General features: G+C 37.2%; 25 protein-coding genes, 1 pseudogene and 1 CRISPR repeat array. Of the genes and pseudogenes, 20 read left to right on the forward strand and 6 right to left on the reverse strand.

Annotation, left to right across the window (positions count from 1 at the left end; translation table 11 throughout):
- Positions 1-114: 114 nt before the first annotated feature.
- From BN986_RS09430 to BN986_RS09455, 6 genes are all read left to right on the forward strand, one after another.
- Complete coding sequence (locus BN986_RS09430; protein ID WP_040979550.1) at positions 115-1344, forward strand: helix-turn-helix domain-containing protein; 1230 nt, start codon at positions 115-117, stop codon at positions 1342-1344.
- A 410-nt stretch (positions 1345-1754) separates the two neighbouring features.
- The gene (locus BN986_RS09435) at positions 1755-2114 is read left to right on the forward strand and encodes a hypothetical protein (RefSeq protein ID WP_040979551.1); all 360 of its coding nucleotides are present in this window, start codon (positions 1755-1757) and stop codon (positions 2112-2114) included.
- 149 nt (positions 2115-2263) lie between these two features.
- Positions 2264-3424 carry an FAD/NAD(P)-binding protein gene (locus BN986_RS09440; RefSeq protein WP_040979552.1) on the forward strand — a complete coding sequence of 387 codons (1161 nt, stop codon included), beginning with the start codon at positions 2264-2266 and terminating at the stop codon, positions 3422-3424.
- A gap of 1154 nt (positions 3425-4578) precedes the next feature.
- Positions 4579-5247: a response regulator transcription factor gene (locus BN986_RS09445; RefSeq protein WP_040979553.1), complete on the forward strand. Its 669-nt coding sequence runs from the start codon at positions 4579-4581 to the stop codon at positions 5245-5247.
- On the forward strand, positions 5244-6611 hold the full coding sequence (locus tag BN986_RS09450; protein ID WP_040979554.1) for a sensor histidine kinase: 1368 nt from the start codon (positions 5244-5246) through the stop codon (positions 6609-6611). Before BN986_RS09445 ends, BN986_RS09450 begins: the two co-directional genes overlap by 4 nt.
- Before the next feature lie 45 nt (positions 6612-6656).
- Entirely contained in the window at positions 6657-7151 is a 495-nt protein-coding gene (locus BN986_RS09455; RefSeq protein WP_040979555.1) for an NUDIX hydrolase, read from the forward strand.
- Positions 7152-7272: 121 nt separating this feature from the next.
- On the opposite strand, the gene BN986_RS09460 is transcribed toward BN986_RS09455, so the two are convergent.
- Complete coding sequence (locus tag BN986_RS09460; RefSeq protein WP_040979556.1) at positions 7273-8367, reverse strand: DUF4179 domain-containing protein; 1095 nt, start codon at positions 8365-8367, stop codon at positions 7273-7275.
- Positions 8351-8790: pseudogene (locus BN986_RS28075) on the reverse strand (sigma-70 family RNA polymerase sigma factor). The gene BN986_RS09460 and the pseudogene BN986_RS28075 overlap by 17 nt, the downstream one beginning before the upstream one ends.
- Positions 8791-8857: 67 nt before the next feature.
- On the opposite strand from BN986_RS28075, the gene BN986_RS09470 reads away from it, so the two are divergent.
- From BN986_RS09470 to BN986_RS09490, 5 genes are all read left to right on the forward strand, one after another.
- The gene (locus BN986_RS09470; RefSeq protein ID WP_040979557.1) at positions 8858-9769 is read left to right on the forward strand and encodes an ABC transporter ATP-binding protein; all 912 of its coding nucleotides are present in this window, start codon (positions 8858-8860) and stop codon (positions 9767-9769) included.
- Positions 9766-10476, forward strand: a complete 711-nt coding sequence (locus tag BN986_RS09475; protein WP_040979558.1) for an ABC transporter permease — start codon at positions 9766-9768, stop codon at positions 10474-10476. The genes BN986_RS09470 and BN986_RS09475 overlap by 4 nt, the downstream gene beginning before the upstream one ends.
- The gene (locus tag BN986_RS09480) at positions 10477-11202 is read left to right on the forward strand and encodes an ABC transporter permease (protein ID WP_040979559.1); all 726 of its coding nucleotides are present in this window, start codon (positions 10477-10479) and stop codon (positions 11200-11202) included.
- Between the two features lie 87 nt (positions 11203-11289).
- Complete coding sequence (locus BN986_RS09485) at positions 11290-12270, forward strand: zinc-dependent alcohol dehydrogenase family protein (RefSeq protein ID WP_040979560.1); 981 nt, start codon at positions 11290-11292, stop codon at positions 12268-12270.
- Between the two features lie 92 nt (positions 12271-12362).
- Entirely contained in the window at positions 12363-13235 is an 873-nt protein-coding gene (locus tag BN986_RS09490) for an AraC family transcriptional regulator (RefSeq protein WP_040979561.1), read from the forward strand.
- A 101-nt stretch (positions 13236-13336) separates the two neighbouring features.
- A CRISPR array of direct repeats spans positions 13337-14495; the repeat unit is 32 nt; unit sequence ATTTCAATCCACGCACTCATATAGAGTGCGAA.
- A 271-nt stretch (positions 14496-14766) separates the two neighbouring features.
- Here BN986_RS09490 and BN986_RS09495 read toward each other — a convergent pair.
- Positions 14767-15852, reverse strand: coding sequence for a hypothetical protein (locus tag BN986_RS09495; protein WP_040979562.1), 1086 nt, complete (start codon positions 15850-15852; stop codon positions 14767-14769).
- A gap of 189 nt (positions 15853-16041) precedes the next feature.
- Here BN986_RS09495 and BN986_RS09500 point away from each other — a divergent pair, with 189 nt between their 5' ends.
- From BN986_RS09500 to BN986_RS09535, 9 genes are all read left to right on the forward strand, one after another.
- The gene (locus BN986_RS09500; RefSeq protein ID WP_040979563.1) at positions 16042-16341 is read left to right on the forward strand and encodes a Dabb family protein; all 300 of its coding nucleotides are present in this window, start codon (positions 16042-16044) and stop codon (positions 16339-16341) included.
- Positions 16342-16969: 628 nt separating this feature from the next.
- Positions 16970-17587 (forward strand): NUDIX hydrolase, encoded by a 618-nt coding sequence (locus BN986_RS09505; protein ID WP_040979564.1) that lies wholly within the window; start codon positions 16970-16972, stop codon positions 17585-17587.
- 333 nt (positions 17588-17920) lie between these two features.
- Complete coding sequence (locus tag BN986_RS09510) at positions 17921-18703, forward strand: HAAS domain-containing protein (protein WP_040979565.1); 783 nt, start codon at positions 17921-17923, stop codon at positions 18701-18703.
- A 75-nt stretch (positions 18704-18778) separates the two neighbouring features.
- Positions 18779-19276, forward strand: coding sequence for a nucleoside 2-deoxyribosyltransferase (locus BN986_RS09515; RefSeq protein WP_244444984.1), 498 nt, complete (start codon positions 18779-18781; stop codon positions 19274-19276).
- Between the two features lie 171 nt (positions 19277-19447).
- Positions 19448-19927, forward strand: coding sequence for a GNAT family N-acetyltransferase (locus tag BN986_RS09520; RefSeq protein ID WP_040979566.1), 480 nt, complete (start codon positions 19448-19450; stop codon positions 19925-19927).
- A gap of 146 nt (positions 19928-20073) precedes the next feature.
- Complete coding sequence (locus BN986_RS27350) at positions 20074-20226, forward strand: hypothetical protein (RefSeq protein WP_187378542.1); 153 nt, start codon at positions 20074-20076, stop codon at positions 20224-20226.
- Between the two features lie 229 nt (positions 20227-20455).
- A complete protein-coding gene (locus BN986_RS09525; RefSeq protein WP_040979567.1) occupies positions 20456-20911 on the forward strand; it encodes a DinB family protein in 456 nt (151 codons plus the stop codon).
- Between the two features lie 325 nt (positions 20912-21236).
- Positions 21237-22775 carry an AbgT family transporter gene (locus BN986_RS09530; protein WP_040979568.1) on the forward strand — a complete coding sequence of 513 codons (1539 nt, stop codon included), beginning with the start codon at positions 21237-21239 and terminating at the stop codon, positions 22773-22775.
- 18 nt (positions 22776-22793) lie between these two features.
- Positions 22794-23213: an OsmC family protein gene (locus BN986_RS09535; RefSeq protein ID WP_040979569.1), complete on the forward strand. Its 420-nt coding sequence runs from the start codon at positions 22794-22796 to the stop codon at positions 23211-23213.
- 117 nt (positions 23214-23330) lie between these two features.
- Here the strand turns inward: BN986_RS09535 and BN986_RS09540 are convergent, their stop codons facing one another.
- From BN986_RS09540 to BN986_RS09550, 3 genes are all read right to left on the reverse strand, one after another.
- The gene (locus BN986_RS09540; protein WP_040979570.1) at positions 23331-24128 is read right to left on the reverse strand and encodes a GNAT family N-acetyltransferase; all 798 of its coding nucleotides are present in this window, start codon (positions 24126-24128) and stop codon (positions 23331-23333) included.
- A 105-nt stretch (positions 24129-24233) separates the two neighbouring features.
- On the reverse strand, positions 24234-25208 hold the full coding sequence (locus tag BN986_RS09545) for a glycine betaine ABC transporter substrate-binding protein (protein ID WP_040979571.1): 975 nt from the start codon (positions 25206-25208) through the stop codon (positions 24234-24236).
- A 426-nt stretch (positions 25209-25634) separates the two neighbouring features.
- Positions 25635-26615, reverse strand: a complete 981-nt coding sequence (locus tag BN986_RS09550; protein ID WP_074435646.1) for a glycine betaine ABC transporter substrate-binding protein — start codon at positions 26613-26615, stop codon at positions 25635-25637.
- Positions 26616-26779: the final 164 nt, after the last annotated feature.

Genomic DNA, 26779 nt, shown 5'->3' on the forward strand with positions numbered 1-26779 from the left:
ATTCAGGAAGAAATTATAAAGCTTTTTAATTAAATAGAAAGTCATTGTTCTATTTTTTATTAAAATTGTGTTACATTTAGAGTAGGAAATAATTCACGAAGAGGAGAGAGGATTTTGGATTTAGGGCAAAAACTAAAATTTTTACGAAATAAGCAGAATTCTACCCAACATGAGATTGTGGAAGGTATTTGTTCTGTATCTTATTACAGCAAGATTGAAAATGGAAATGTCGTTCCTAATGAAGAGATTCTACAGCTGCTGGCAAAAAAATTTGGAATAACAATGCAAGAGTTAATTCAAACAGATGAAGTGGTCAATGATAAGGTTATGCAAGAAGCTGAAAATATTTATAATTTAATTAAAGAAAACCAAACTGCAGCAAAAGAAGCTTACCAATCTTTTTTGAATCGATTCCGTGACTCATCAAACCCAAGTGTAAGGTTACTTATCAGCTTAATTGAATTACGATTTGCCTTAAGGTTTTCAACAATAGCAGAGGCGAAAGAAAAATTTCAAGAAGCAGAATCTTTGCAAGATTTTAGTAATATGAAAATAATGCCTTTATTTAATAGAGTGTGTGGCTTATATCATTATGCTGCTGGTAATTATGATAAAGCATTAGAACTATATTTAGCTTTGGTAAATGCTTTGAATTTTCCATATAAAGCAGATATCCATTACGAAATATCTCTGACATATAATCGGAAAAATGATGTATATAAGTCGATTCAACATCTAGAAAAAGCGTTAAATGCTTATTTAAGGGAAATGAACTATGATCAATGTACAGTCTGCTATTTCTTGCTGGGGATTAACTATTTTAAAATGGGAAACTATGATGAGGCGATTGATTATTATCATCGTGTTGAGAAAGTAACCGAGAATGATAAGGACTTGCTTCGAAAAGTTTATCATAATTTGGGACTTGCTTTTGAAAAAAAGAAAGATATTGAAAAAGCCATTCATTATTATCAAGAAAGTCTCTCTATTTATACAGAAGAGGAACATAATACGAAAACAATCTATACATTAGCTGAATTATATTTGAGCATGGAAAATAAGAAAACCGCAGCAAACTATATCGCAAAAGGGAAAATAGAGGCTGAAAAGTTTGATTTGGAGGAATATATAATTAAATTCCACGTGCTTCAATTGCGGTTGAATGGAGAGGAATTTCATGAGTACTTAGAAAAAGTAGCTATTCCTTTTTTTAAAGAAATAAATGAAACGAGCATCCTCATTCAATATAATGTTATGCTGTCCAACTATTATTCTCAAAATAAGCTATATAAACAAGCTTATTTTAAGATAAAAAATGTCCTTGAGATGAAAGGAGGGATTTGATGAAAAAGCTATTAATTGCTGTATTAGTAGTATTCTCACTTTTCAGTGTAACAATGACTGTGAGTGCAGATGAGATTGAGTATCCTAACTCAACACTCAGTGTTGAAAAAGGGAAATAAGGGGAATGTATTGTTTTGGTTGTACATGATGAAAAAAGCTGTCTTGTGCCATTGGCGTAGGATAGCTTTTTTGTATGGTAAAGAAGGATAAGAAAAACAAATGAATACGAGCTTTGCTGCTATAGACTAAAATTTTAGGCGCTAATTAATGACGAGTAATCGGTTATAAAATAGATGGATAAGATTTATATTGTTTTTATTGAAATTTCATGGTAAAGTAATAATATTTCCGTATTAAATCGTAATAATTACGATTTATGGCAAGAATGATTTCCTTGAGAGGTGTTTAAAATGGAAAGTTACTTAGAAAAAAAGCTTCTGGAAAAGGTGATGAGCCGTTTCCTCTCGAAAGAAGAACAGTTAGTATATGAAAAAGTAATCAATATGGAAAATCGTATTTCCGAAAAGGCAAGCACACCGGAACATTTTATGGATTTACTTCGAGTCGAATCTCCTCATCAGCATGTAGCTGAAGCATTCGAATTATCCTTACCTGAGCTGTTAAAAATATTAAAAGAAATAGAAGAGAAAATAGAGAAAAGAACAGAACAGATAAAAGTGGAAACGCAATGGATGGATTGTACAAATGTCGTATCAGCTGCTTTTGAGGTGAATAACAATAGGAAATATTTTTTTACAGAAGGACGGTAAGTAAATAGGTGTGTGAAATGAAGATTGGACAATAAAAATAGATACTCAAAAGCAAAGAGAATAATTATTTAAAAGACATGTAAAAAATTTTTCGGGAATTAACCGTAATGATTACGCTTTTGGAAGCGAAAAAGAAAAGAGGGATATGTGTGTATAAATGGATAGTGATTGGAGGAGGAATACAAGGAAGCTGTGTTGCTTCCCGTCTTCTGGAAGAGAAAAAAGTGGAGAAAAGAGACTTATTGATTATTGATCCCCACAAACAGCCATTAGAAAGATGGATGACGATTACAGAAAAGATCGAAATGGAATATTTGCGCTCCCCTTTAGTCCACCATTTAGATACCGATCCATACAGCTTAAAAAAATATGCTTCAATACACAATTATGCTTCGGGATTTAAAGGACAGTATCAGCGGCCGCGTTTAGACATGTTTAATCAGCATAGCTTGGATTTATTGGAAGAAACAGGTGTAATGGAATGCTGGCTGCAAGGAGAGGTAGATAAACTTTCATGGGCGGAACAAGGGTGGACAGTACGTATTGCAGATGGACGTTGTTTCACCAGTGAACGGGTCGTGCTTGCTATCGGTGTGAATCATACTCCTTACTACCCCTCGTGGATGGAAAAGTATAAAGAGAGTCCTTCCATTCAGCATGTATTTGAAATGGATAACGAGCTTCCAGAAACAGGAGATGTGATTGTGATTGGCGGCGGGATGACTGCAGCGCATCTTGCTTACGCACTTACTCAAAAAGAATCGATTCATTCCGTAACTATGGTGAAACGCCATCCGTTACGTATTCATCATTTTGATAGTGATCCAGGATGGCTTGGGCCAAAATTTTTAAACACGTATCATAAACTGACCAGTTATAAAGAAAGAAGGGAAGTTATTCAAAAAGCAAGGAATCGTGGCTCTATTACCCGGGATTTATATTTTAAGCTGCTGAAACAAGAAAGATTAGGAAAGTTGGATATTCATACAGGTTGTATCCAGGAAATAAGGAAAGATATGGATGGGGAGATGCAGCTTTTTATGGAAAATGAAGAAATGATAGCTGGGAGCTCTATTTTGTTAGCAACCGGTCCAGCTATTGCCTTACCGGGAAAAGCATGGTTAGACCCGTTAATAGATAAAATGCAGTTGCCTTGTGCGCCTTGTGGATTTCCGGTTGTAACTAAAACACTTGAGTGGAAAAAAGGCCTCTTTGTAGCAGGTGCATTAGCTGAGTTGGAAATTGGCCCAGTTTCCAGAAATATTGCTGGGGCAAGAAAGGCGGCGGAACGGATTTTGCAGCTTGCTTAGCAAGTGGGATAGAAAATTAAATCCGCCTCTTTAACTGTTATGATGAGAGCGGATTTTTAATGGGTTGAGGTTGTTTAGGCTTAATGATTTTTATCATTAGATAGGGTATGAATTATTTCATTCGGCTGTTGTGGGTTGTTCGAAAAGGTTTTAGTTTAGGTACTTATGTAAGTACGAACGGTTCGACTGCTATTTTACGTGCGTCAAGTTATACATTTCAATCCACGTACTTACATAAGTACGAAAGCGCCCAACATACAGCCATATAAAATATAACTTCAAAATAAGAAAAGTGCTAACCTGATTATAATTGGATATATTTTACAAATTATCTGTAGAAAAGCTGTTTAAATGTTTATAAATAAAGTGGTGCTAACCTCCTTAGTAATGGATGTTCGCTTAAGGTTAGCACAAAGCCAAAAATAAGAAACTTTTCCAATATCTACTCGTAAAAGTTGTTATCCTATAATGATAAAGTGAATCGTCCTTTTAATCATTAGGGAATAATATAATTATACTCTATCTTGAACTACTCCATCTTGATTTCAAGCAAAATCTGAAGATGGAGATTCCTGCGAACACCAATGCATCCATCAGTTATTTTAGCAGGCTCTACCCGTAGTCCCTATGGTGAATGCTTTGATACTTTATACGACGGCTTCACCGCACACCCTATTTTAGCTTGGTTTTCGCAACTTCAGTGTGTGCGTGTCAAGTAGTGCTTGGATATTTTACGTGACAAAGCATTTCTTGTCACACCCCTGTATACCCAGTTCTCAAAGAATGTTTCGTATATTGATATTGTACAAAGAGAACGTAAGTTTGTATACGAAAAAAGGCGATTCATCTCCACCCTAGCTTCGCTTGAGGATGGAGTCTTCTCGACCAAAATGATAAATAAGTATAAATGATAAATAACTCCATTCTCAGTACATTTTCCGTAAAGCAAGTTAAAAAGAATTCCTCCATTTAAATGAAATGAATCCAAAGATAGATAGGATGATGTTTAAATTTTGTTTAAAAATAGAGATAGTCTATTCCATTCATTTATAGAATTGCTATGATTGATTACAAAGAAATGATTATGACTTATATACTTGGCTTTAAATAAATATTGCTTAACTAGTAAATCAATGGATGATGAGGTGGAATAAATGGCACATATTCTATATATCGAAGACGAAAAAGAAATTGGACAATGGGTCACAGAAGATTTAACAGAAAGAGGCCATCAAGTAACTTGGCTAATATCTGGAAACGAACTAGAAAAATATATAAACGATATTGACCTTGCCATTTTAGATATTATGCTGCCGGGACTTGACGGTTTCTCCATTGGAAAACGAATAAAAAAAGTAAAGCCGGACACGCCAATTGTGATGTTATCTGCGCGTTCCGCAGTGGAAGATAAGATAGAAGGTTTAAGTTTTGCGGATGATTATGTGACTAAACCATTCCATCCGGATGAATTAGCAGCGCGTGTAGATGCGTTGCTCCGCCGTTTTCAAAAAGAAGAAGATAGGCTTGAAATAGGTCATCTGCAAATCGATACAAAATCGTTGGTTATTATTAATAAACATACAGCGGAAGAAATTTTGCTGACAGGAAAGCAATATCAACTGTTTCAATACTTTCTTCGCCATCTGAATCAAATCTTGACGAAAGAACAGCTCTATGAAGGTGTGTGGGGTGAACAGTTTATGGAAGGGGATAAAACGTTAATGGTACACATCCGCTATTTACGTGAAAAAATTGAAGAAAATCCTGCAAAACCAACGATTATTGAGACGATCCGCGGGATTGGTTATCGGGTGAAAAAATGAAGCGTTTTTTCAAATCTTTATTAGCAAAGTATATTTTAATTATCCTTATTGCCATTTTTTTAATACAAGCAGCTTACTTCATTATCATTTTTGTTTTCTTTAATTTAATAGAGGATATAGATTCACCAGAAGATGGGCAGCATTCATTCTCAGAAATAGAAGAAAAATGGCATCAGGATGCCAGCGCAATCGTATCGGAAGAAGATGTGATTCAGCTATTTGAGGAATGGCAAGAAGTCTATCCAAACGCATCTATGTTTTGGGTGAACGAAGACGGTGTTTTGGATATACAAAGCAATCTCCAAGAAAATGTACCAGATCAGTGGGATGCAGCGTATACTGCAGAATTTCTAAAAAGACATTATAACAATGACCCATTTACTGTCGTTGCTTTTGCTGGGGGAAATGAGGAAGATGGCTTTATTGTTTTTCAACTGGAACGGGATGTGATGAAATCCCTAGGACAGCGCCTTTTTGATCAGTATAGCTGGGCTATTGTTACGCTGACGCTAAGTGTCGTGTTTCTATTTATTTTTCTTTCTCTATGGTTTTTCAGAGGAATTCGTAAACGTCTTGTCTACCTGCAAGAAGCAATGGAAATTCGGGATACAGATGGATTACCGATTCTCATTGAAGAAAAAAAGCAGGATGAGATTGGTGATTTAGAGAAGGCTTTTAATCAAATGGTACGGGAATTAAGGGAAAGCAGAGAGCGTGAACAGGAAGAAGAACAACTGCGTAAAGAACTGATTGCCAACTTATCACATGATTTGCGGACGCCTTTAACCAAAATAAATGCACAAGCCTATACATTGCAGAAAATGGATTTGCCAGAAGAGGCGAAACGCTCTCTTAAGTTAGCATCAACCTCTATTGAAGACGTGGATAAATTAATTGAAAATCTAATGTCTTATACGTTGCTTATGGCGAGTAAATATAAGAAGGAATTAAAAGAACAAGATATAACGCGATTCCTTCGTCAATATTTGGCAACCTGGTATCCTGTTTTTGAGAAGGAAGGATTTGACGTTGATGTTGACATAGAACCTTTTGAACAAAACACATGGGAAGTGGATGCATTATGGTTCAGTCGAATTTTAGATAATATCTTGCAAAATGTGCTGCGTCATGCAGGAGATGGTAAATATATTGCAGTAAGAACAGAGTCAACGGACCAGCACGATGCTATTGTTATTACAGATAAAGGGAAGGGAATGCAGACAGGATCAGAGCAAAAAGGGGCAGGAATCGGTCTTTCAATTGTTGATATGATGGTGAAAGGAATGTATTTAGATTGGGAGATGGATTCTACCGAACAAGGAACAACGATAAAAATTATTAGAGTAAAAAGAGTGAACAATTAGATCTCTTGATTTGAGCTAAGAAAGCTTCAAGAAGGAGGAGCTTTGATGACAAGTATGTATGCATATTGGGGAAATGGGAAGGTGAAATTAACTTGGGTGCCAGATGACAAATTGCCTGCACAAGCGCTTATAACGAGTGTACATGGCCTATGCTTTAAAGAGAATAAATTGCTTTTGGTAAATTTAAATGATAGAAATTGGGATATACCCGGGGGACATATGGAACAAGGGGAAGCACCAGTAGATTGTTTTAAACGTGAGGCGTATGAAGAGGGCTATATTGAAGGCAGCTGTGCTCTTTTAGGGTATATTACAGTAGACCATACCGAAAACTTCGAATGGGATTCGGAAGGGCTTTATCCAAAAATTGGTTATCAGGTTTTTTACTATATGGATATCCAGCAAATAGTTGAATTTAAAGCTGCCTATGAATCGACAGACAGGATCTGGATTCATCCGGCAGAAGTAAAAAATTATAAAACAGATTGGAATCTGCTTTATCAGCGTATTTTGGATCGTGCTGTAAGAATGAGAAAGTAATTAATTATTGGAAAAAGGTCAAATTTTTATACTCTCTTATCGTGTTAAAAAGCAGTGAAATTTCTTTGTAGAAAAGAAAATCACTGCTTTTAATGATGAATATAATTTTTAGATAATGGGTTTAGTTTGGTATTTCCACTGTAAAAGATTCAAATTCAACATCATTTAAATTTCCACCTATAAATTCGAGGGTTTTTTCCACCCTATTTTCATTAATTTCCACGCCGCCGCCATCTATTGGAAGGGCTGTATAAGGAGTAATGGTCAGCTCTGTAACACTAGGATCAATGGGATCAAATTTTCCCTTGCTCGTAAATAGCAAGCTATTGTCAATGACCTCTCCCATCCCTCCCCCTGAATTACTGATAACTTCATTTCCATCTTGATCGACTATCCGGAATGCAATATTGCCTCCACGACTCAGTTCAAAATCCGTTCCTATTTCAGAGCTTTCATAAGATATGCTGCCTCCTGTTTCACTTAATGATAATTCCGTAACAGTTAAATCAATCCCGTCAACACTTTGTGAATGATTAACGGGAATCGTGCGAATATCTGTAATCTTTTCTATAGGTGTCGAGAAGTACCAGGATTCTTCGTCGTCTTCTCCCTGTAAAATTAATCCCAGTTCAAAGCTATCTGGCATTTCTTCCGTTACATTAATTTCTTGAATGGCGGTACGGGTTGTTGCTGATTGAATGTTCTCCCTGTAAGATCCTGAACCTCTGCTGGGTGATTCGCCATCAATCGTATAATCCATAACGCCACCCCCGAAATAGTACTCTCCAAGCGGTTCTTCTGATTCAATGATATAACCAATAGTAATGTTATTTTGATCATACAAGATTTCATCCAGTGTTACCGATATTCCGTTAATTATCTGAGTTTCTCCGATTTGGCTTGTTAACCCTTGTTTTTGAGCTTTTTGTAAACCAATCAATTCAGAATTTCCAAATACTGAACCGATAATAGGAATCTGAGATAGACTGCTTGCTAGAGCTGGAGAATAGTAAGATGAACCAACTAATATGACAAAAATAGCCGCTACACTGCCAAAAGCATAGAGTACTTTTCGTTTAACCTTATTTCTTCGATGCTCCTGTGGATTCTTTTTCCCTTTACTACGTTGTTTTTCTGCTTGTTCCATGCCAGTTTGAATAGCTGAACGCACTTGTTCTTTTGGGAAGATTTCTGACTGTTCATATCGTTTTTTCATGTAATTTATAGCTCCTTTCTAACTCGATTTTTAATTTTTTCTTTGCTCTGCGTAAAAATGTTTTTATTGTGCCAACAGGCTTTTCCATAATTTCTGCAATATCCTGAATCGACAGGTCACGGTAGTAAAATAAGATGATAGAGGTCTGATAGGATGCTTTCAGTTTGGATAAAACTTCACTCAAATGAAAAGATTCTATCTCCTTATCTTGCTTTCTAATCGAATCAACAATTCATTTTCTTCATAGGGAATGATTTGTTTTCGATCTTTTAATAATTGATAACACTCACGTATCAGGATTCTGAATAACCAGGTTGAAAAATATTCCGGATTTCGTAATTGACCGATGGATAGGAATGCTTTACAGGATGTTTCTTGAATGGCATTCAAAGCATCTTGCTTATTGCCTCGATTTTTAAACAAATTTTAAACAAAGCACATACTTTATTTTAAACTCATAGCTCTATCCTTAAAGGTAGAGGTGATAATAATGGAATATATCGTTGAAACGAAGCATTTAACCAAATCATTTGGAAAAGAAAAAGCAGTATCCAATTTAGAGATGAAGATACCAAAAGGAGAAATATATGGCTTTCTTGGCCCTAATGGAGCTGGAAAAACGACAACAATCCGCATGTTATTAGGATTGATGCGTCCGACATCCGGTTCTGTTCAACTATTTGGTAAAGATATGAAAAACAACCGGATAGATATTTTAAAAAATGTGGGATCATTGGTAGAAAATCCTTCTTATTATCCACATTTAACTGCCAAAGAAAATTTAGAAGCAAGTAGAAAGATCCTTCACGTACCAAAGAAAAGAATAGATGAAGTACTGAAGCTGGTCCGTCTGCATGAAGTTGGAAATAAAAAAGTAAAAGGGTTTTCGCTTGGAATGAAGCAGCGTCTCGGGATTGCTGCCGCCATGCTACACCAACCGGAGCTGCTGATTTTGGATGAGCCTACGAATGGATTGGATCCGTCCGGTATTATTGAAATGCGGGAACTGATACAAAGTTTACCGAAAGAATACGGGATGACGGTATTAATATCCAGTCATTTATTATCTGAAATTGATCAGATGGCTACGAGAGTAGGTGTTGTGTCGAAAGGGAAAATGATTTTTCAGGATTCGATTGAATCCATGCGTAAAATTGCACAAGCTTCTATCCAGGTGAGGGTAAATGATAATGAAGCGGCATGGCGTACGCTGCTTGCAAATGGGCAGAAAGCAGATTTAGGGGGAGAACATATTACGTTGCAGGCGGAAGATGATGAGCAGGTTGCGGCTTCCATCCACTATCTCGTCCAGCAAGGCTTTTCCATTTATCGGGTGGAAGCGGAAAAACGTTCTTTAGAGAATATATTCCTGGAGATGACAAAGGAGGAACAAACAGGATGATTTTTCCACTGATACAATCGGATTTTTTAAAGATAAAGCGTAAAGGAATGTGGATGTTAAGTCTGATCGGTCCTCTTGGCGTGGTGGCATTGCAGATGGTCAATTACGGGGTGCGAAAAGATTATCTGTTCGAGCAAATGGATGACCGTTGGCTTTACTATCTTTTGAATATCAATACATTTACACCGCTTGCGATTGTCTTAGGCATTGTGATTTTGACATCCTTTATGGCAAGTATTGAAGATGAAACCAATGCTTGGAAACAAGTAGTTGCATTGCCTGTATCCAAAAAAGCGGTCTATTTATCTAAATTTACGGTAATCAGCTGTATCTTATTTTTATCCTCTATCCTTTTATTTTTGTTTGTATTTGGTTACGGACTGATATTGGGGTTAGGAGCAGATATTCCGTATTTACAATTAATAGAGTACAGTTTTTTCCCTTTCTTTGCTGCGCTGCCGGTATTGGGACTACAGCTCTGGGTAGCTACGATAAGTAAGAATCAAGCTATTCCGGTAACATTAGGAGTGATTGGCGTTATTCTTACTTATTTGGCCACACTTTTGCCTGATTGGGTGATTTGGAAATGGCCGGCGCTATCTAATGACTGGGGTCATGCGTATATCAATGCTCTGTTGGGAATCGGCTTTGGATTGTTGCTGTATTTGTTGGGGATGATTGATTTTAAAAGAAGGGACGTAAAATAAATGATTTCCGTAATAAGTTCTGAGTGGTATAAACTGCGAAAGTCAAAAGTGCTGTTACTTCTATTGGTAGCGCCGCTGATTGGATTATTAATTGGACTGTCCAGCTCATTTACAATAGAAGGAATGAACGAGTGGTATGAAAAGCTTATTGGGATGAATCCTACTTATGCCATTTTATTTTTACCGTTGATATCCGGTGTTTTAGCGAGTGTGATTTGCCGGTATGAGCATCAGGAGGGAGGTTGGAAGCAGCTGTTGGCACTGCCGGTGACGAGAGGTAAAGTCTTCCTTTCCAAATATCTGTTGTTGCTGTTCCTGATGTTTGGAATGCAATTATTGTATCTGTTCTCTATTTATTTAGTAGGCATGATAGAAGGGATTACAGATCCTTTTCCAATGGATATTGTTTGGAAATCAATTGTAGGAGGCTGGCTGGCAACATTTCCGTTAATAGCTTTACAATTATGGGTTTCGATAGCATTTAAAAGTTTTGCAGCTCCATTTACGATAAATGTTATCTTTACCTTGCCGACAATTTTAGTTATTAATTCGGAGCGGTTTGGCCCGTATTATCCATGGGGACAGCCATTTCTAATGATGAATGTAGGCGGAAGTACAGAAGATATCTTTTTTGTTCCTTGGGACCAAATACTAATGGTTACTGGCGGAAGTTTTCTATTATTTTTCATTGGAGGTTATCTTTATTTCAAGAGAAAAGCGATTTAATGGAAATATAAAAGGAATGGCAGTCGTCTGCTGTTCTTTTTTCCATTATAATGAAGGGTAAAGTTTTATAAGAGAGGATATCTTAAAGTGCGAAATCGGCTTATTTATTGTGACACATTTGGTGATCCTAAAGAAGTATTAAAGATAAAAGAAAAAGAAATTGCTCCCCCTGAAGCAGGAGAAGTGCTTGTTCGCATGTTAGCTAGACCGATTAATCCTTCTGACTTAATTCCGGTTAGAGGAAGCTATTCACACAGAATCCCTCTGCCCTATATTCCAGGCTATGAAGGTGTTGGAGTGGTAGAGGAGGTTGGGGATAATGTTGGTGCAGAGCTTATTGGCAAGCGTGTCTTACCATTACGCGGGGAAGGAACTTGGCAGGATTTTGTCAGAGTGCCGGCTGAATTTGCAGTACCTGTGCCGGAATCTATACATACAAATACTGCTGCACAACTGTATATTAACCCTGTAACGGCCTGGGTGACTATGACGGAGGTATTGCAATTACGGCCGGGCAGTGTACTGTTAGTTAATGCCTGTGGATCAGCCATAGGACACTTATATGCACAGTTTGCAAGAGTGTTAAATGTACGTTTGATTGCAGTTGTGAGAAATGGTAAACATACGCAGAAGCTTTTAAATCTTGGAGCTTCTGAAGTGGTGGATACATCAAGTCAATCCCTTTTTGAAGTGGTGATGGAGAAAACAAATGGAAAAGGTGCCGATGCAGCAATTGATTCATTGGGCGGAAGTGCAGGATCGGATTTAGCTGGTTGTTTGCGTAGTCAGGGTTATTTTTTGAGTATCGGTTTATTGTCTGGACAGCAAATGAATTGGGGAGCGTTTGCGGATAAAGTGCAAATGAATATTTTCCATTTGAGGCATTGGAATAAGAAGACTGGGCAGGCGAAATGGCAGGTAATCTTCCGGCAAATTATCAAACTTGTGGAGAAGAAAGAGCTTCTGCTTGGTTTTGAGAAAACCAATTATGATTTGGCAGATATCAAATCAGCACTCAATACAGTTGCGGATGGCAGAAAGGGAAAAGTAATCTTATCCAGCGGCTGATGCTATGTGTCCGATAAAACCCGTTTCTTTTTTGTCGAGTAATTTATCCGGGGAGCTTCTATACTTGAAATCAATGGAAGGGGGGAGAAAAAATGCAAATCAGCATGAATGAAGCATTACAGTATGTTGAGGCAAACTTGGATGCAGAAATCGATGAGAAAGAAATTGAAAAAATTACTGGCATCTCGATTTACCATTTCCGGCGCATGTTTTCTTTTCTGTCTGGAATGACGCTGACAGCTTATATCCGTAATCGGAGGCTTTCTAATGCGATGTTTGATCTGTTGCGGGAGGATGTTCATGTAACCGATACTGCTTTTAAATATGGTTACAACTCTGTGGATGGTTTCTCCCGCGCATTCCGGGAATGGGCGGGATTTAAACCGTCTGAAGTGAAACATCAGCAAAAGCAGGATCTTAAAGTTTTTCCGAAACTCACCTTCCAATTAACCATTCGAGGAGGATTAGAAATGAATTATCGAATTGTGGAGAAAGAAGCATTTAAAATTATTGGTGTCAGTAAAAGGGTGCCAATGCAGTTTGAAGGAGTTAATGCAGAAATTGAAAAATTGGCGCAAAGTATTACCGAGTCTCAAAAAGAAAAGATGCACCAACACGCTAATGTAGATCCAACGAAGGTAATTAATGCTTCCTATAACTTTGATGATGGAAGAATGGAAGAAGAAGGCTATTTGGAGCATATGATTGGCGTATTGACAGATGAAGAAGGGCCTTTTAAAGGGCTGGATGTGATAGAGGTGCCTGATCATACTTGGGCTGTGTTTTCATCTCAAGGGCCATTCCCTCAAACAATGCAGGAAACATGGGCGAAAATAGCAGCAGAATGGCTTCCTTCTTCGGATTATGAGTTGGTGGAGGCACCTGAAATTTCTTTTGTAGAAGATTATAGCAATCTTGATCAAGTCTATAGTGAGATTTGGATTGCTGTGAAGAAAAAAGGTTAGGAGGGACACAAATACGAAAAACGAGGTATCAATTATGACTCCTCGTTTTTTTTCGTATTGATAATGTTAGTTTTAGGATCCGTGTAGGTTGGTAATTAACCATTTCAATCCACGCACTCATATAGAGTGCGAACTTTTCGCACTGTGTCATGGCGTTTTAATGTATTATTTCAATCCACGCACTCATATAGAGTGCGAATACAAGAATTTGAAAAACAGCAAGAAATATCAAGATTTCAATCCACGCACTCATATAGAGTGCGAAAGGCAACACAGTATTTATCAGTGAACAAGTTGGAATTTCAATCCACGCACTCATATAGAGTGCGAATGAATCCCAGACTCTATCAGCGCCGGCAGCATTTATTTCAATCCACGCACTCATATAGAGTGCGAAAACGACTGGTGCTGCAAACCTTGATACGTTATCTATTTCAATCCACGCACTCATATAGAGTGCGAAATACATTCGTTTATGATATGCCATTTAACCAAATAATTTCAATCCACGCACTCATATAGAGTGCGAATCCCTCTTTCGCACGCTAGTACCATCGCTATTAACGATTTCAATCCACGCACTCATATAGAGTGCGAAAGCACGAAGAATGTACGTAGTTCTCCAATCAGTGATTTCAATCCACGCACTCATATAGAGTGCGAATAGTATTTTTCTGAATCAACAAGTAGCCATAAAGATTTCAATCCACGCACTCATATAGAGTGCGAAGCCAGGGCAGAAACGCCGGACGCCCAAGTGTTACTAATTTCAATCCACGCACTCATATAGAGTGCGAAGCTTATAGAAATATGACTTAACTTGCATCATATCATTTCAATCCACGCACTCATATAGAGTGCGAATGTCGAATCAGTGATAACTATAATAAAAGGCGGAATTTCAATCCACGCACTCATATAGAGTGCGAAACATGATTGGATTTTTAAAGGGTGCGATGGAAAATTTCAATCCACGCACTCATATAGAGTGCGAAACATTTCGTAGTCTTCTTTATCTGTCTCACTCGATTTCAATCCACGCACTCATATAGAGTGCGAAGTCATATACATACTCATACTTCACGTAATCGCCCGATTTCAATCCACGCACTCATATAGAGTGCGAACTAACCCCGAAGCAGCTGCAGAGGGTGCAGAGGTTATTTCAATCCACGCACTCATATAGAGTGCGAAACGTTACCTGCATTAAGGGCGGCCTACCCAAACGATTTCAATCCACGCACTCATATAGAGTGCGAAAGCACAAATCATACACCCTAATACAACAAGGTTTAAAAAACGAAAAAGTGCTAACCGCATCAAAAGTTAAAATTATTTCCTTTTATTCTTAGGATATTTCGCTAAACCTCTTGCTGTAAAGGAAGTGCTAACCTCCTTAGTAATTGATGTGTGCTTGAGGTTAGCACTAAATATTCATCTAGGCTTATCATACGTGTTACTGCTATTTTATCCTATTCTATTTATAAAGAAAAACAGGATGCTTTACACAAACAAGTTATGCTTCATCCTCCTAATTATAATTGATACGCATGGCATAATCCGGGAAAGTGAGCAATGTCGGATTTAGGTAGAGTAACTCGACCTCCTCCATATTCTCATCAATTACTTCGAGATATACTGTTCCTTCTATCGTTTCTCCGGGACTAATTTTCCCTTCTGGCCCCTCATATAAGTCTTCTACAACTTGACCATCTATGACAAGATTGCCCGAATGAATTGCCTCTTGCCCATCTGCAAAAACGCTTGGGAATGTGCCGTATAAAGATACATCTTCCTCTAATTGATTCTCAAATTCCATATCGATTGCAAAGAAAGAACTGTTGTCATCAAACTTTTCAATACCTTCATATTCTTCTACAACTTCTATGTTACTGATATTTACTCTATAAAAGCTATCTTCTCCCTGATCAAATAGATACATATCCTCTCCAATGTCATACGTACCAATCTTGTCCCGGCGTTCGTCCTGGGGGGTATGGAAAACAATCTCAGGGACATCCTGGGTGATATTCCACATTAATGCACTGGTATATTGATCATTTTTATCTGCAGGAACAGCTCCAACAACATCCATAGACTCTCCCGCCTCCAAAGGTACTTGGAAGGACTCTGTAAAGTCGGTAAATGTATCGTTTTCTGGATAGCTTAGATCAAGCTCTATATTTGCATCGGTATATTCTGGAATTAAATCTCCCATTGTCATATCGGTATCACCGACATTTTTAACCGTATAATCAACAAAGACGACAACATCATCTTCTGTAGGGGAGGCGATATTATCCTCAATATATTCTTGATGTTCCGGATCATCCTCAATCCATATATCATTGATAGTAACTTCTGCTGGTACATCCGAATAATACCCTGTCATTTCAAATGTCTCTCCAATTTCATGATAAAGATCAGAAGCTTCTGATTCATCATTTGCATCTTCTTCTGCTGCGGCATTAGTTTCCGTTTCTTCGTTTTGATCAGCTGTGTTTGAGTCGTCATTGTTTTCCTCAGAATTAGAGCCGCATCCAATCATAAAGACAGCTAGAGCAATAAATAAAATGAGTGTTCGAAAAAAACTTGGTGTTTTTACTGCTTTGTACATCATTAGTACTTCCTTCCGTATAATTTTTTGAAATTTGAGCAAATAATTCCTTGGTCATACTTTACCATTAAGCGGCAATTGTATCAAATGATTCTAAAATATAAGAATTGTATAATTATGTTATCGATATGCCAAAAGCGAAGTCTATGATAAAATTTAAATATATAAATGGAACAGGAGTTGTTAGGTATGATTAAACATATTGTACAGTGGAATCATCGTGAAAATTTTAGTGAAGCAGAAAAGAAAATAAATGCGGGGAAAATCAAAAACGAGTTAGAGAGTTTAAAAGATAAAATAGATGGTGTTGTTTCGATCAATGTCATTATTAATCCGCTAGCGACAAGTGACCGTGATATTATTTTGGATAGTGAATTTGAGACAGAAGAGGCGTTACAGCAATATCAAATACACCCGGAGCATGTCCGTGTCTCCAGTTTTGTGAAAGAATGTGTACAGGACCGTATTTGTGTAGATTATCAACTATAAAACGAAACTTCATTCAGTGGGATTTTTTCGACGCACAACTCTTTACGATGGGACGCGTAATCGCAGCAATGTTGTCAGGTTAATCGACCGCTACGGAAAAACACTACGCTTTCCGTGGGCTTGAGCTCAGCCTCCTCGAAAAAAAGAAGTTCGCTTTTTTTCGAGGGGTCTTCCCACTGGGACTGCGATTACTCGCCCCACCGAAGACATTTGCGCTTTCCCACAGGAGTCTCCGTGTTTTTCCTCCGTTAGATAGATTTTTTGCTATCTGTATTAAATTTAAGAAAGTTCATTAACCTGACAACATTAGTAATCGCAGTCCCAGTCCCAGGATGTGCTAGTGCAGACGTTGCGACAACGGTTTTATGGGGCGAGTAATCGCAGTCCCAGGACGTCGCGAATTTAGTCTGCTTCCTTCATTCTCCCACTGAATTAGCCTAAGTGATTCAGGAAGGTAGCGCCCGTTATCTCCCGCCTAAATTAATTTATTTTCGCTCTTTATTTTGAGGCGGGAGTTTTACGGGCGGTTCTCCGTGATAAATAAAGGTAAAAACAACGTAGAAAATGATCTGTGCTTTTTTTTAAATAAGTATATGAATGGATTTATCAGAGGAGAGGATGTAACTCAATGAGTGATAAATGGCTAGAATGGGCAAAACGAATCCAGTCTATTTCTCAGGCCGGGTTGACTTTCACAAATGATATGTATGATAGGGAACGTTATGAACAGCTGCGGACGTTAAGCATTGAGATTATGAACGAATATACTGGTGTTGATTTTACATCGATCCGTGATTTGTTTGCGAACGAAACAGGTTATCAGACTCCAAAAGCGGATGTTCGAGGAGTGATTTTTAAAGATAACCGTATTCTGATGGTCCGTGAAAAACATGATGATGCATGGGCGTTGCCTGGTGGTTTCTGTGATATTGGTGAATCTCCAAGAGAAAATGTTACTAAAGAAATTCAAGAAGAAGCAGGATTTCATGTTCAACCGATGAAGCTGCTGGCGATTTTTGATACAAATAAGCATGCGCATCCACCACAGCCTTATCAGTATTATAAGCTTTGTATCCAATGTGAGATTATAAGTGGGGAAGCCAGCTTAGGCATGGAGACCAAAGGAATTGATTTTTTTGCTGAAGATAACCTTCCCAATCTTTCGTTAAACAGGAATACAGAAATACAAATCAAACGTTTATTTGAATTTTTAAGAGATCCGGAAAAACCTGCTTTATTTGATTGATATGCTTCTTTTGAAAAAATTACTCTTTCATGTGAAAGAGTAATTTTTTCTTGGGCGATAGTTTTTCTAACCGAATTTCTTGTAAAACAAGAAAATGTCCTTTAGAATAGGGATGTTTTTATGATATGAAGATAAATAGAATATGTTGATATAAAACGAAACTTCATTCAGTGGGAGTTTTTGCCTTTCTCCCACTGAATGATTAGTTGAGTGATTCAGGGAGTTAGCGTCCGTTATCTCCCGCCTAAATAAATTTATTTTCGCTCTTTATTTGGAGGCGGGAGTTTTACGGACGGTTCTCCGTGATAAAAAGATACAGAAAGGAGAAAAGAAATGGACCGTTCAAAATTAAGCTCAGAAAGTAATCGTTTCATAGAAAAACTGCGTCTATATTTATTTTCTCAAGGCATAGAACAGTCTGATATTGAGGAAGTGGCAGACAACCTGGCGCAGAAACTCTATGAGATGGAACAAAATAATGAACCTATTGAACAAATTACGGATAAATCCCCACAAGAGTATTTGGATATCTTGAAAGAAGAAGCTAAAAAAACTAAAAAGACAGCGGACCAATCCATATCCTGGTTAATTCCATACATCCTTATAGGTGCAATTATTTTTATGGTATTTGGTGATGTCTTACGCGGTGTGTTATATGGAGAAATCGTTGCATACAGCTTTTTTAGAATTCTAAGTACGGTGGTTATTGGACTGCTATTTATCGCTGGTTCTGCATTTGCAGTAAGATACACCTCTAAAAATCAGTTATCTGGCTCGAAAGAATATATGATTCTCGCTATTCCGGCAGCTATCAGTATGCTTTTATTTATAGCGGCTTATTTTATGGATGGTTATGTGGAATCGTCGCTCGTTACGATTCAATCTTTAGGAAATATGATTCTATTAGGAATCGTAACAGTAATAGCGATACTGCTGTCTGTTTGGGCGAAAACATGGATATTGCCTGTTATTTTAATTGCTTGGAATTTTCCTCCGTTGATTTTGGAAAATACACCGCTTGGCGTAGATATGCAAGCTTTTCTGAGTATTATTTTGACTGTGTTGATTGTTGGGGCTTATATCTATTTGGAGTTTCAGGAAGAACAACAGGGATAAACAAGCAAGGATAATTTTGTTAAAATGTAATGGAATGAATGAAAAATAGCGTAAGGGAATCAGAAGAGACTAGAGGTGCTTGATGTGAAAGGTTATTTAGCAAATGGGTTATTTTCGATGGGGGATCGTTATGTGAATGAACAGCTGGCAAAAGCAATACGTGAGGCTGTTCCAGAGATTGATTTATATGTACCGCAGGAAAATGATGCAATTAATGATAAGGCTGCTTATGCAAATAGTGAGCTTATTGCAGAAGCGGATTTATCCAAATTAGAAGAGAGTGATATTTTAATAGCAGTACTTGATGGAATAGAAGTAGATTCTGGTGTAGCTGCTGAAATTGGAGCTTTTTCAATGCTTCAACGTCCTATTGTTGGTGTATTTACCGATACACGTCAACAGGGGAGGGATAATCAAAAAAAGATTGACGCTCTTATAGAAGACGGGTTAGAAAATCAATTTGTTTATCGGAATTTATTTTTAGTGGGATTAGTAAAACGAAATGGGGTCATCACCTCTTCTTTGGAGGAAGCCGTGGGAGCTGTTTTAGAGATAAAGAATAAACGTATATAATGATGGGAAGAGAAAATCTAAATTGTCATTCTGGAGTGTGAGGGATGGATTTGATTTTCTCTTTTTTATTATTGTTTAAAGATAGAAAAGTAAATGATTCTGATGATATTGATTATTGGACTAGATCATATATAATGACCTTAAAACAGGTTAATTTAAAGGAGAAAACATATGCAAAAAGTAGAAAAAATAACATTAAAACTGTTATCAAAAACATATATAGATTACTTATACCAATTTAAACTTTCAGAAGAACAGCATCAATTTACTGCATTGCCACAGGAAGTTTCTGAACTCACTGAAGGTCAATATGGAGTAATGATTATGCATTATGAGGAGCCCGTTGGTTTTTTCCTGCTGCATCAGACAGAGCGGGTAAAAGAATACTCAGATAATCCAAATGCCATGCTTTTAACTGCTTTATCCATTAATGAGATTCATCAGCGAAAAGGCTATGCCAGAGAAGGAATGATATTGCTTACTAATTTCGTGAAGGACGTATTTCCTGCATGCGATGAAATTGTTTTAGCGGTAAATCATAGAAATGTACCGGCACAAAAACTATATAGTAATGCTGGCTTTTTAGATACAGAAAAAAGAAAGGAAGGTCCTAAGGGAGAGCAATATATTATGGCTTTACAAATTCCATAAAACGAAACTTCATTCAGTGGGAGTTTTCGTCCTTCTCCCACTGAATTAGCCTAAGTGATTCAGAGAGTTAGCGCCCGTTACCTCCCGCCTAAATAAATTCATTCTTACTCTTTACTTTGAGGCGGGAGTTTTACGAGCGGTTCTCCGTGATAAACCCTCTATCCCTATCAAAAATAGAACAAACATATTGCGGTTTTATCAAAGTAAATAATAGAGTGAAAAAATCGGTTCTTTTACCTGTTGATTTCCAATTCCGCTATACGATTTTAGAGCTAATGAGAACAGATGATAAAGAGTAAATAATGTAGATCCGTATCAATAATAGTGGTTTTAGAAAGCGTTCCATTTTTAATGGTTTATCGACTATGGAATGGGACGAATTTTTCCTATAAAGCAATGAATTATTTAGCTGGGAGCAACGGAATAAATGGATTATAAGTGGTAAATAAAGAATATTTTGCATAAATTTATGTTACACTAGTGTCAGAAGATTTCTAATAATATAAAAAATTCAAAGGAGAGGCTGCGATGAGTAAAGTATTTACGGAGTATAGTAAAACGGTAGATGAGGTTTCCAAGTTAAAAGAAGTAGATGAACAAACACTTGTTACTCCAATTAAGGAAAATGCCTGGTCAATCAGAGAAATTATTGGACATATGTATTATTGGGATGATTCCAACCTCCATAATATGATTTCTCAGATGCAAAATGGTGCTAATCTGCCAGCATTTCCTAATCATGATGCACAAAATGAAAAGGCAATCCAATCACTTGAAGGGCAAACTGTTTATCAAATAATCGATTTGTTTCTTGCGCGAAGAGAGGATTTTTTAGAAGCTATCAGAAAAGTAGACAAGCAGGATAGATTTACTATTGGAAACGGGAAAAGAGCTTTTTCCTCTGAAAGCTTTGTAAAAATATTTGTTAAACATGATGCGCATCATTTAAAGCAGATCGATTACTTCTTAACTTCTTCTTCCTGAAGGGTATATGGGTGTTTCCAAAAGAAGAAAGCAAGGGTATCAAACTATTTGCTGAAGATACGACTGCTTCTTTTGATATGAAAAAGTGGAAGTATAGAACTTAATCGTAATGGAAAATATTAAAGAATTAATAAAAAAGTTTCGGTAATTATACCAAATAGAAGGGTATTGCCGGAGCTTTTTTATTCCTCATAGCAAATGCTGTTCAGTGAACAGTATCTGCTATTTGATACCCCGCTTTAAAACAAACCTCAAGCATACCATTTTAAAAAATTCTCCTGCAGGGTTATACTAAGCAACACAACAATAAAATAAGGAGTGCGTCATGAGAGATTCAAAGCCGTCTTTAACATTACGAATATTAAATTTTATAGAAGAGAAAGGAAATAAGCTGCCTCATCCAGTAACTATATTTATTATTTTTACACTAATTGTGATTGCTGTCTCGCATTTGTTGTATATGAACGGGACAAGTGTGCAATTTGAAGGAGTAAATGATGAGACCGGACAAATTGAAGAATTAACTGTAGCTGCTGTCAGTCTGCTGACTGCTGACGGGATTGCACATATGTTTTCAAGTGTTGTTGAGAATTTTACTTCTTTCGTTGCTTTAGGACCTGTGCTGGTAGCGATGCTTGGTGTCGGTGTAGCCGAAAAAACTGGCTATATTAGTGCAATCATGACCAATACGGTAACAAAAGCTCCACGTAAGCTGGTGACACCAATTGTCGTTTTAATGGGTATTCTCTCTAACGCTGCAGCTTCTGTGGGTTATGTTGTTTTAGTACCGCTTGGAGCAATTATTTTTCTGGGGTTTAAACGGCATCCTTTAGCCGGTTTATCTGCGGCATTTGCCGGTGTTGCCGGGGGTTATTCTGCCAATTTGATCCTGGGCACAAATGATCCATTACTAAGTGGTATTTCCACAGAAGCAGCAAATATTTTAGATCCGGGCTATATTGTTAATGCGACCGATAACTGGTTCTTTATGTTTGTATCTACTTTTCTGGTTGTTATTTTGGGAACGTTGATTACAGATAAAATCATTGAGCCAAAGTTAGGGACCTACCAATCCAATGACATGAATGAGAAATCGAATGGATTATCTAAACAGGAGAAAAAAGGATTATACTTTGCCAATGGAGCCGTCTTGTTGACGATTGCTGTCATTGCATTGATGGTTATTCCTGAAAATGGCCCATTGCGCGGCGAAGATGGAGGATTTATTCAATCTCCATTTATGAGCAGTATTATTTTTATTATGATGCTGATTTTCCTTGTTCCCGGGATTGTTTATGGGATTGTGACCAAAACCGTGAAAAACGATAAGGATATCGCGTCGTTAATGACATCTTCATTAGAAACCATGGCAGGGTTTATTGTACTTATCTTCTTTGCAGCACAATTTGTTGCATTATTTAATTATACCAACCTAGGTACAATTATTGCGGTGAAGGGCGCTGATTTCTTGCAGTCCATTCATTTAACGGGAGCGCCATTGCTCGTTGCCTTAATCATTATTACAGCTTTAATCAATTTATTTATTGCTGCTGATTCAGCCAAGTGGGCGATTATGGCTCCTGTCTTTATCCCGATGTTTATGCAGATGGGTATATCTCCTGAAGTGACACAGGTTGCTTATCGGATTGGAGACTCTGCAACAAATATTATTTCGCCGCTAATGCCATTCTTCCCGTTAGTTGTTGCGTTTGCACAGCGTTATGGCAAAGAAAATGGGGTTGGTACGGTAATTTCATTGATGTTGCCATATTCCGTGATGATACTAATAACTTGGACTGTATTCTTTGTTATTTGGTATGTATTAGGTATTCCTGTCGGACCAGGAACAAGCATGAATTATTAATAGAAAGGAAGGATAGATATGAAAGTAGTCACCACTTGGAAAGGTGGACGTGCTTTTACAGCTGTAGGTGATTCAGGCTATGAAGTAAACATGGATGCGACAGAGGATGCTGGTGGTGCTGGGAATGGAGCGACTCCAGCGGAAGCATTACTAAGCTCTTTAGCAGGTTGTATAGGTATAGATGTAACAATGATTTTACGACCACATTTAGATAAAATAACAAAAATAGAATTGATTACGGAAGGCATCAGAAAAGAAGAATTGCCTAAAGGTTTTACAGGTATGGAAATTACTTTTATGGTAGATGGCGATATTGATCGTAAAAAAGTTTGGAGAGCTATCCACCTCGGTGAAGAAAAATATTGTATGGTTGCTGATTCATTAAAAGCAGATGTAAAATTCAAATTAATTTTAAATGGAAAAGAACAGGAAGCATAAGTGATAAAAGAGCTGTAAGTTAACAAACCGTTCAAGTTTGCGTACTTACAGCTCTTTTTTTGCTATTTGTCACGGAGAATCGTCCGTAAACCTCCCCCTGAGTAAAGTTTCGTTTTATCAAAAATTCACAAATACTTTCAACGTACCAATTGTTTCAAATCCCAGTTTTCGATAAATATTTTCAGCTTCTGGAGAGGCTTGTAAAGTGCAATATGCTGCATTTTCAGCTTTAGCTGTTTCTAATAGGTAATTTGTTAATTTCGTTCCCAGGCCCTTTCCTCGCTCACTTTTCAAAATGGCAATATCATATAAACCGGCTATTTTGTCTGTGAAGAATATAGAGCCTATTGCTACCGGTCTATCCTGAAAATAACCAATGATATGCTGAAAGCGATCATTATCTAAAAGAGCTGACTGGGTCAATTTTTCAAAATAGATGTTGATTTGTTTTTCTTCGTTTGTACCTTTATATAAACTTGAAAGAATACCACCGAAAATAATAAACTGTTCAGTACTGGTTGCTTTTTCAAAATGAAAGTCTTTATTCGTATCTGGAATTGTAGGCTGGAAGTTTTGAAGGTTTGCAATCATACCTACATAATCCGTTCCGTAGTCATATAGCTCAGTTTCTTTAAATAAAGAGATAATGTCTGTCTGTTGCTCCCAGCACCATACATTTATAGGGTATTTTTTACTGTTATAATAGTCGATGATTTCTTTAAAAGTATTACGTTGCAGAGAATGCTCAGTTTCAGAAAATGTCACAGCATTAAAATTATAGGATGGAAGATATGCATCAATAAATGTGAAACCATCTTTTTCGTAAATTTTTGCTTGCTCTAGAAAATTTGCTCTTTCTTTTATTTTTGCAGTTAAGTTGTTTATCATTACTTGCTTCTGTTCAGATTGATTCATATTTTCTACTCCTCATTGATTAACATAAAATGCCACAGTTTTGGATGAAATTCATTCCAGCAACTGTGGCACTCACCAGGTTTGATTTTATCAAAATGATAAAATTTATTCCAAAGCTTCTTTTACTTTTTCCTCAGCTTCATCTGTTACCCACTCTGTCCAGATGTCCTCATGTTCTCTTAGGAATCTCTCGGCAGCTTCTTCTGTACTTGCATCTTCCTCCTGAATGTATTGTAAGGCATCATTGGCGATTTCACTGGAGGTTTCATAGTTGCTTAAAAATTCCACTACTTCCGGTGCCCAATCCTCTAAATCATTGCTTACAGTGATATCAATGTCTTGTGCACCCATTTCAGAGAGTGGACCTTCTGGATCTTCTTCCAAAAGTGGCGTCATGTCATACATCCCCATGACCCAATTAGGTTCATAGTTATAGCCAACCCAAGGCTCTCCACTTTCATAAGCATCTAAAAGGGAAATATTAATCGCTGATTCAGAACCGGGACGGAAGTAATTATAATATTCGTCCAGACCATATTCGTCGATACCATCGGCGAGCATTTGGTCAACTTCCCAGCCAGATATAGCGCCGACAATCCGCCCTTTAGAACTATCATCTGGATCTTCGAAAACCTCCCAATACTCAGATAAATCAGTAACATATTCCAAGTCTGGCGTCATTGGTTCGATTCCACGTTCTGGGTCTCCTTCAATCATATAAGTAGGAACATATAAGCCTTGAAAGTTATCATCAAAATTGACGGAAACTTTCTGAAAATCGCCATTTTCTAAACCTTCAGAGTAGGATTCTCCGAGATTTTGAGTCCACACTTCCATATGTATATTAATCTCTTGATCTTCCAGTCCAGTCATTAGGGCAGCTGCTGATCCTGTCATTGTTTCTGTTTCAAAACCATATCCGTTAGAAATAATAAACCCCGCAACATCATTATGGAATCTTAAACTATCCCAACCCTCATCGGCTAAAATAATTGGACCTCCTTCATTTGTATTCTCGCCACATGCAGCAAGTAACATAAAGGAAAAACCGATAAGCCAATAACTTAATATTTTCTTCATAATAAAAATTCTCCTCATCTCTCTATCACTCTAATAAAAATCGGCTTTTAATAAATAAGCCTGTCTTTAAGGATAACGGGAATAAAGAGGAGTATCAACTGAGCAAATACCCTTATATAGGTGATAAAATTCCGTAAAATAGCGAATAAACGAGTTTTTCTATAGATAAACTTATCATATCAACTTATTTGTCGAAATATGATGAATTATTGTGGTTGATGAATAACTGGGTATTAAAAAGAGAGACTTTAAATTTGAAAACGATCAATAAGAGGGATGAAAATGAATTTAGCAAGAATATTGCTACCAGATTTAAATGATTGTTTTTATTTACTTATTTTTGAAATAAGCCTGTCTTCCCGGATAAATAACGCCTCAAGCTGTAATAAGAATTATTGCGCCTTGAGGCATCATATGATTCATCAGTTATTCCAAAGCAGCTTTTACTTGTTCCTCAGCTTCATCTGTTACCCATTCTGTCCAAAGGTCTTCATAATCATTTAGAAATTTTTCAGCAGTTTCTTCAATACTTGCGTCTTCCTCTTGAATATATTGTAAAGCTTCGTTGGCAATTTCACTGGAGGTTTCATAGTTGCTTAAAAATTCTACTACATCCGGTGCCCAATCCTCTAAATCATTACTTACAATAATATCAATATCTTGTGCGCCCATTTCTGCCAATGGTCCGTCCTCTGATTCTTCAATGATTGGTGTCATATCATACATACCCATGACCCAATTAGGTTCATAGTTATATCCAATCCAGGGATCTCCATTTTCATAAGCATCGGAAAGGGAGATATTAATAGCTGATTCGGAACCAGGACGGAAATAGTTATAATATTCATCCAGCCCGTATTCAACAATTCCGTCATAGAGCACTTCATCGACTTCCCAACCGGATATAGATCCGATAATCCTTCCTTTTGAACTATCGTCTGGGTCTTCGAAAACCTCCCAATACTCCGGTAAATCAGTGATGTATTCCAAGTCCGGGGTTAATGGTTCAATCCCGCGCTCTGGATCACCTTCAATCATATAAGTAGGGACATATAAGCCCTGAAAGTTATCATCAAAATTGACAGAGACCTTCTGATAGTCCCCATTTTCAAGACCTTCCACATAAGATTCACCCAGGTTTTGGGTCCATACTTCCATTTGTATATTAATTTCCTGATCTTCAATCCCTGACATAATTGCAGCAGTTGATCCAGATATGGATTCTGCCTCATAGCCATAGCCATTTGAAATAATAAATTCAGCCACGGCATTATGGAATTTTAAGCTGTCCCATCCATTGTCTGCAAGGACAATCGCGCCGCCTTCATTTGTATTCTCACTTCCACATGCAACAAGCAGCATAAGGGAAGCCCCAAAGATCCAATAAGTCCATTTCTTTTTTGTCATACACATTTCTCCTCGCTTTTTCTATAAGTATATTTACAATAATTTCAATTTTCATAAATATGTCTATCTTATTAGAGTACCGGGAATAGAGGGATGTATCAACTGAATAAATGCACTTATATATATTGTAAAACAGCATAAAATGACGAAAATGCTGATTTTAT

It is taken from the genome of Oceanobacillus jeddahensis, from assembly GCF_000750635.1.
GTDB classification, from domain to species: domain Bacteria; phylum Bacillota; class Bacilli; order Bacillales; family Amphibacillaceae; genus Oceanobacillus; species Oceanobacillus jeddahense.

Excerpts from the sequence above, each read along its gene's own strand:
- BN986_RS09435 (WP_040979551.1), top strand. The coding sequence starts at position 1,755 with ATGGAAAGTTACTTAGAAAAAAAGCTTCTGGAAAAGGTGATGAGCCGT.
- BN986_RS09445 (WP_040979553.1), top strand. The coding sequence starts at position 4,579 with ATGGCACATATTCTATATATCGAAGACGAAAAAGAAATTGGACAATGG.
- BN986_RS09450 (WP_040979554.1), top strand. The coding sequence starts at position 5,244 with ATGAAGCGTTTTTTCAAATCTTTATTAGCAAAGTATATTTTAATTATC.
- BN986_RS09455 (WP_040979555.1), top strand. The coding sequence starts at position 6,657 with ATGACAAGTATGTATGCATATTGGGGAAATGGGAAGGTGAAATTAACT.
- BN986_RS09460 (WP_040979556.1), bottom strand. The coding sequence starts at position 8,367 with ATGAAAAAACGATATGAACAGTCAGAAATCTTCCCAAAAGAACAAGTG.
- BN986_RS09470 (WP_040979557.1), top strand. The coding sequence starts at position 8,858 with ATGGAATATATCGTTGAAACGAAGCATTTAACCAAATCATTTGGAAAA.
- BN986_RS09475 (WP_040979558.1), top strand. The coding sequence starts at position 9,766 with ATGATTTTTCCACTGATACAATCGGATTTTTTAAAGATAAAGCGTAAA.
- BN986_RS09480 (WP_040979559.1), top strand. The coding sequence starts at position 10,477 with ATGATTTCCGTAATAAGTTCTGAGTGGTATAAACTGCGAAAGTCAAAA.
- BN986_RS09490 (WP_040979561.1), top strand. The coding sequence starts at position 12,363 with ATGCAAATCAGCATGAATGAAGCATTACAGTATGTTGAGGCAAACTTG.
- BN986_RS09495 (WP_040979562.1), bottom strand. The coding sequence starts at position 15,852 with ATGTACAAAGCAGTAAAAACACCAAGTTTTTTTCGAACACTCATTTTA.
- BN986_RS09500 (WP_040979563.1), top strand. The coding sequence starts at position 16,042 with ATGATTAAACATATTGTACAGTGGAATCATCGTGAAAATTTTAGTGAA.
- BN986_RS09505 (WP_040979564.1), top strand. The coding sequence starts at position 16,970 with ATGAGTGATAAATGGCTAGAATGGGCAAAACGAATCCAGTCTATTTCT.
- BN986_RS09510 (WP_040979565.1), top strand. The coding sequence starts at position 17,921 with ATGGACCGTTCAAAATTAAGCTCAGAAAGTAATCGTTTCATAGAAAAA.
- BN986_RS09520 (WP_040979566.1), top strand. The coding sequence starts at position 19,448 with ATGCAAAAAGTAGAAAAAATAACATTAAAACTGTTATCAAAAACATAT.
- BN986_RS09525 (WP_040979567.1), top strand. The coding sequence starts at position 20,456 with ATGAGTAAAGTATTTACGGAGTATAGTAAAACGGTAGATGAGGTTTCC.
- BN986_RS09530 (WP_040979568.1), top strand. The coding sequence starts at position 21,237 with ATGAGAGATTCAAAGCCGTCTTTAACATTACGAATATTAAATTTTATA.
- BN986_RS09535 (WP_040979569.1), top strand. The coding sequence starts at position 22,794 with ATGAAAGTAGTCACCACTTGGAAAGGTGGACGTGCTTTTACAGCTGTA.
- BN986_RS09540 (WP_040979570.1), bottom strand. The coding sequence starts at position 24,128 with ATGAATCAATCTGAACAGAAGCAAGTAATGATAAACAACTTAACTGCA.
- BN986_RS09545 (WP_040979571.1), bottom strand. The coding sequence starts at position 25,208 with ATGAAGAAAATATTAAGTTATTGGCTTATCGGTTTTTCCTTTATGTTA.
- BN986_RS09550 (WP_074435646.1), bottom strand. The coding sequence starts at position 26,615 with ATGACAAAAAAGAAATGGACTTATTGGATCTTTGGGGCTTCCCTTATG.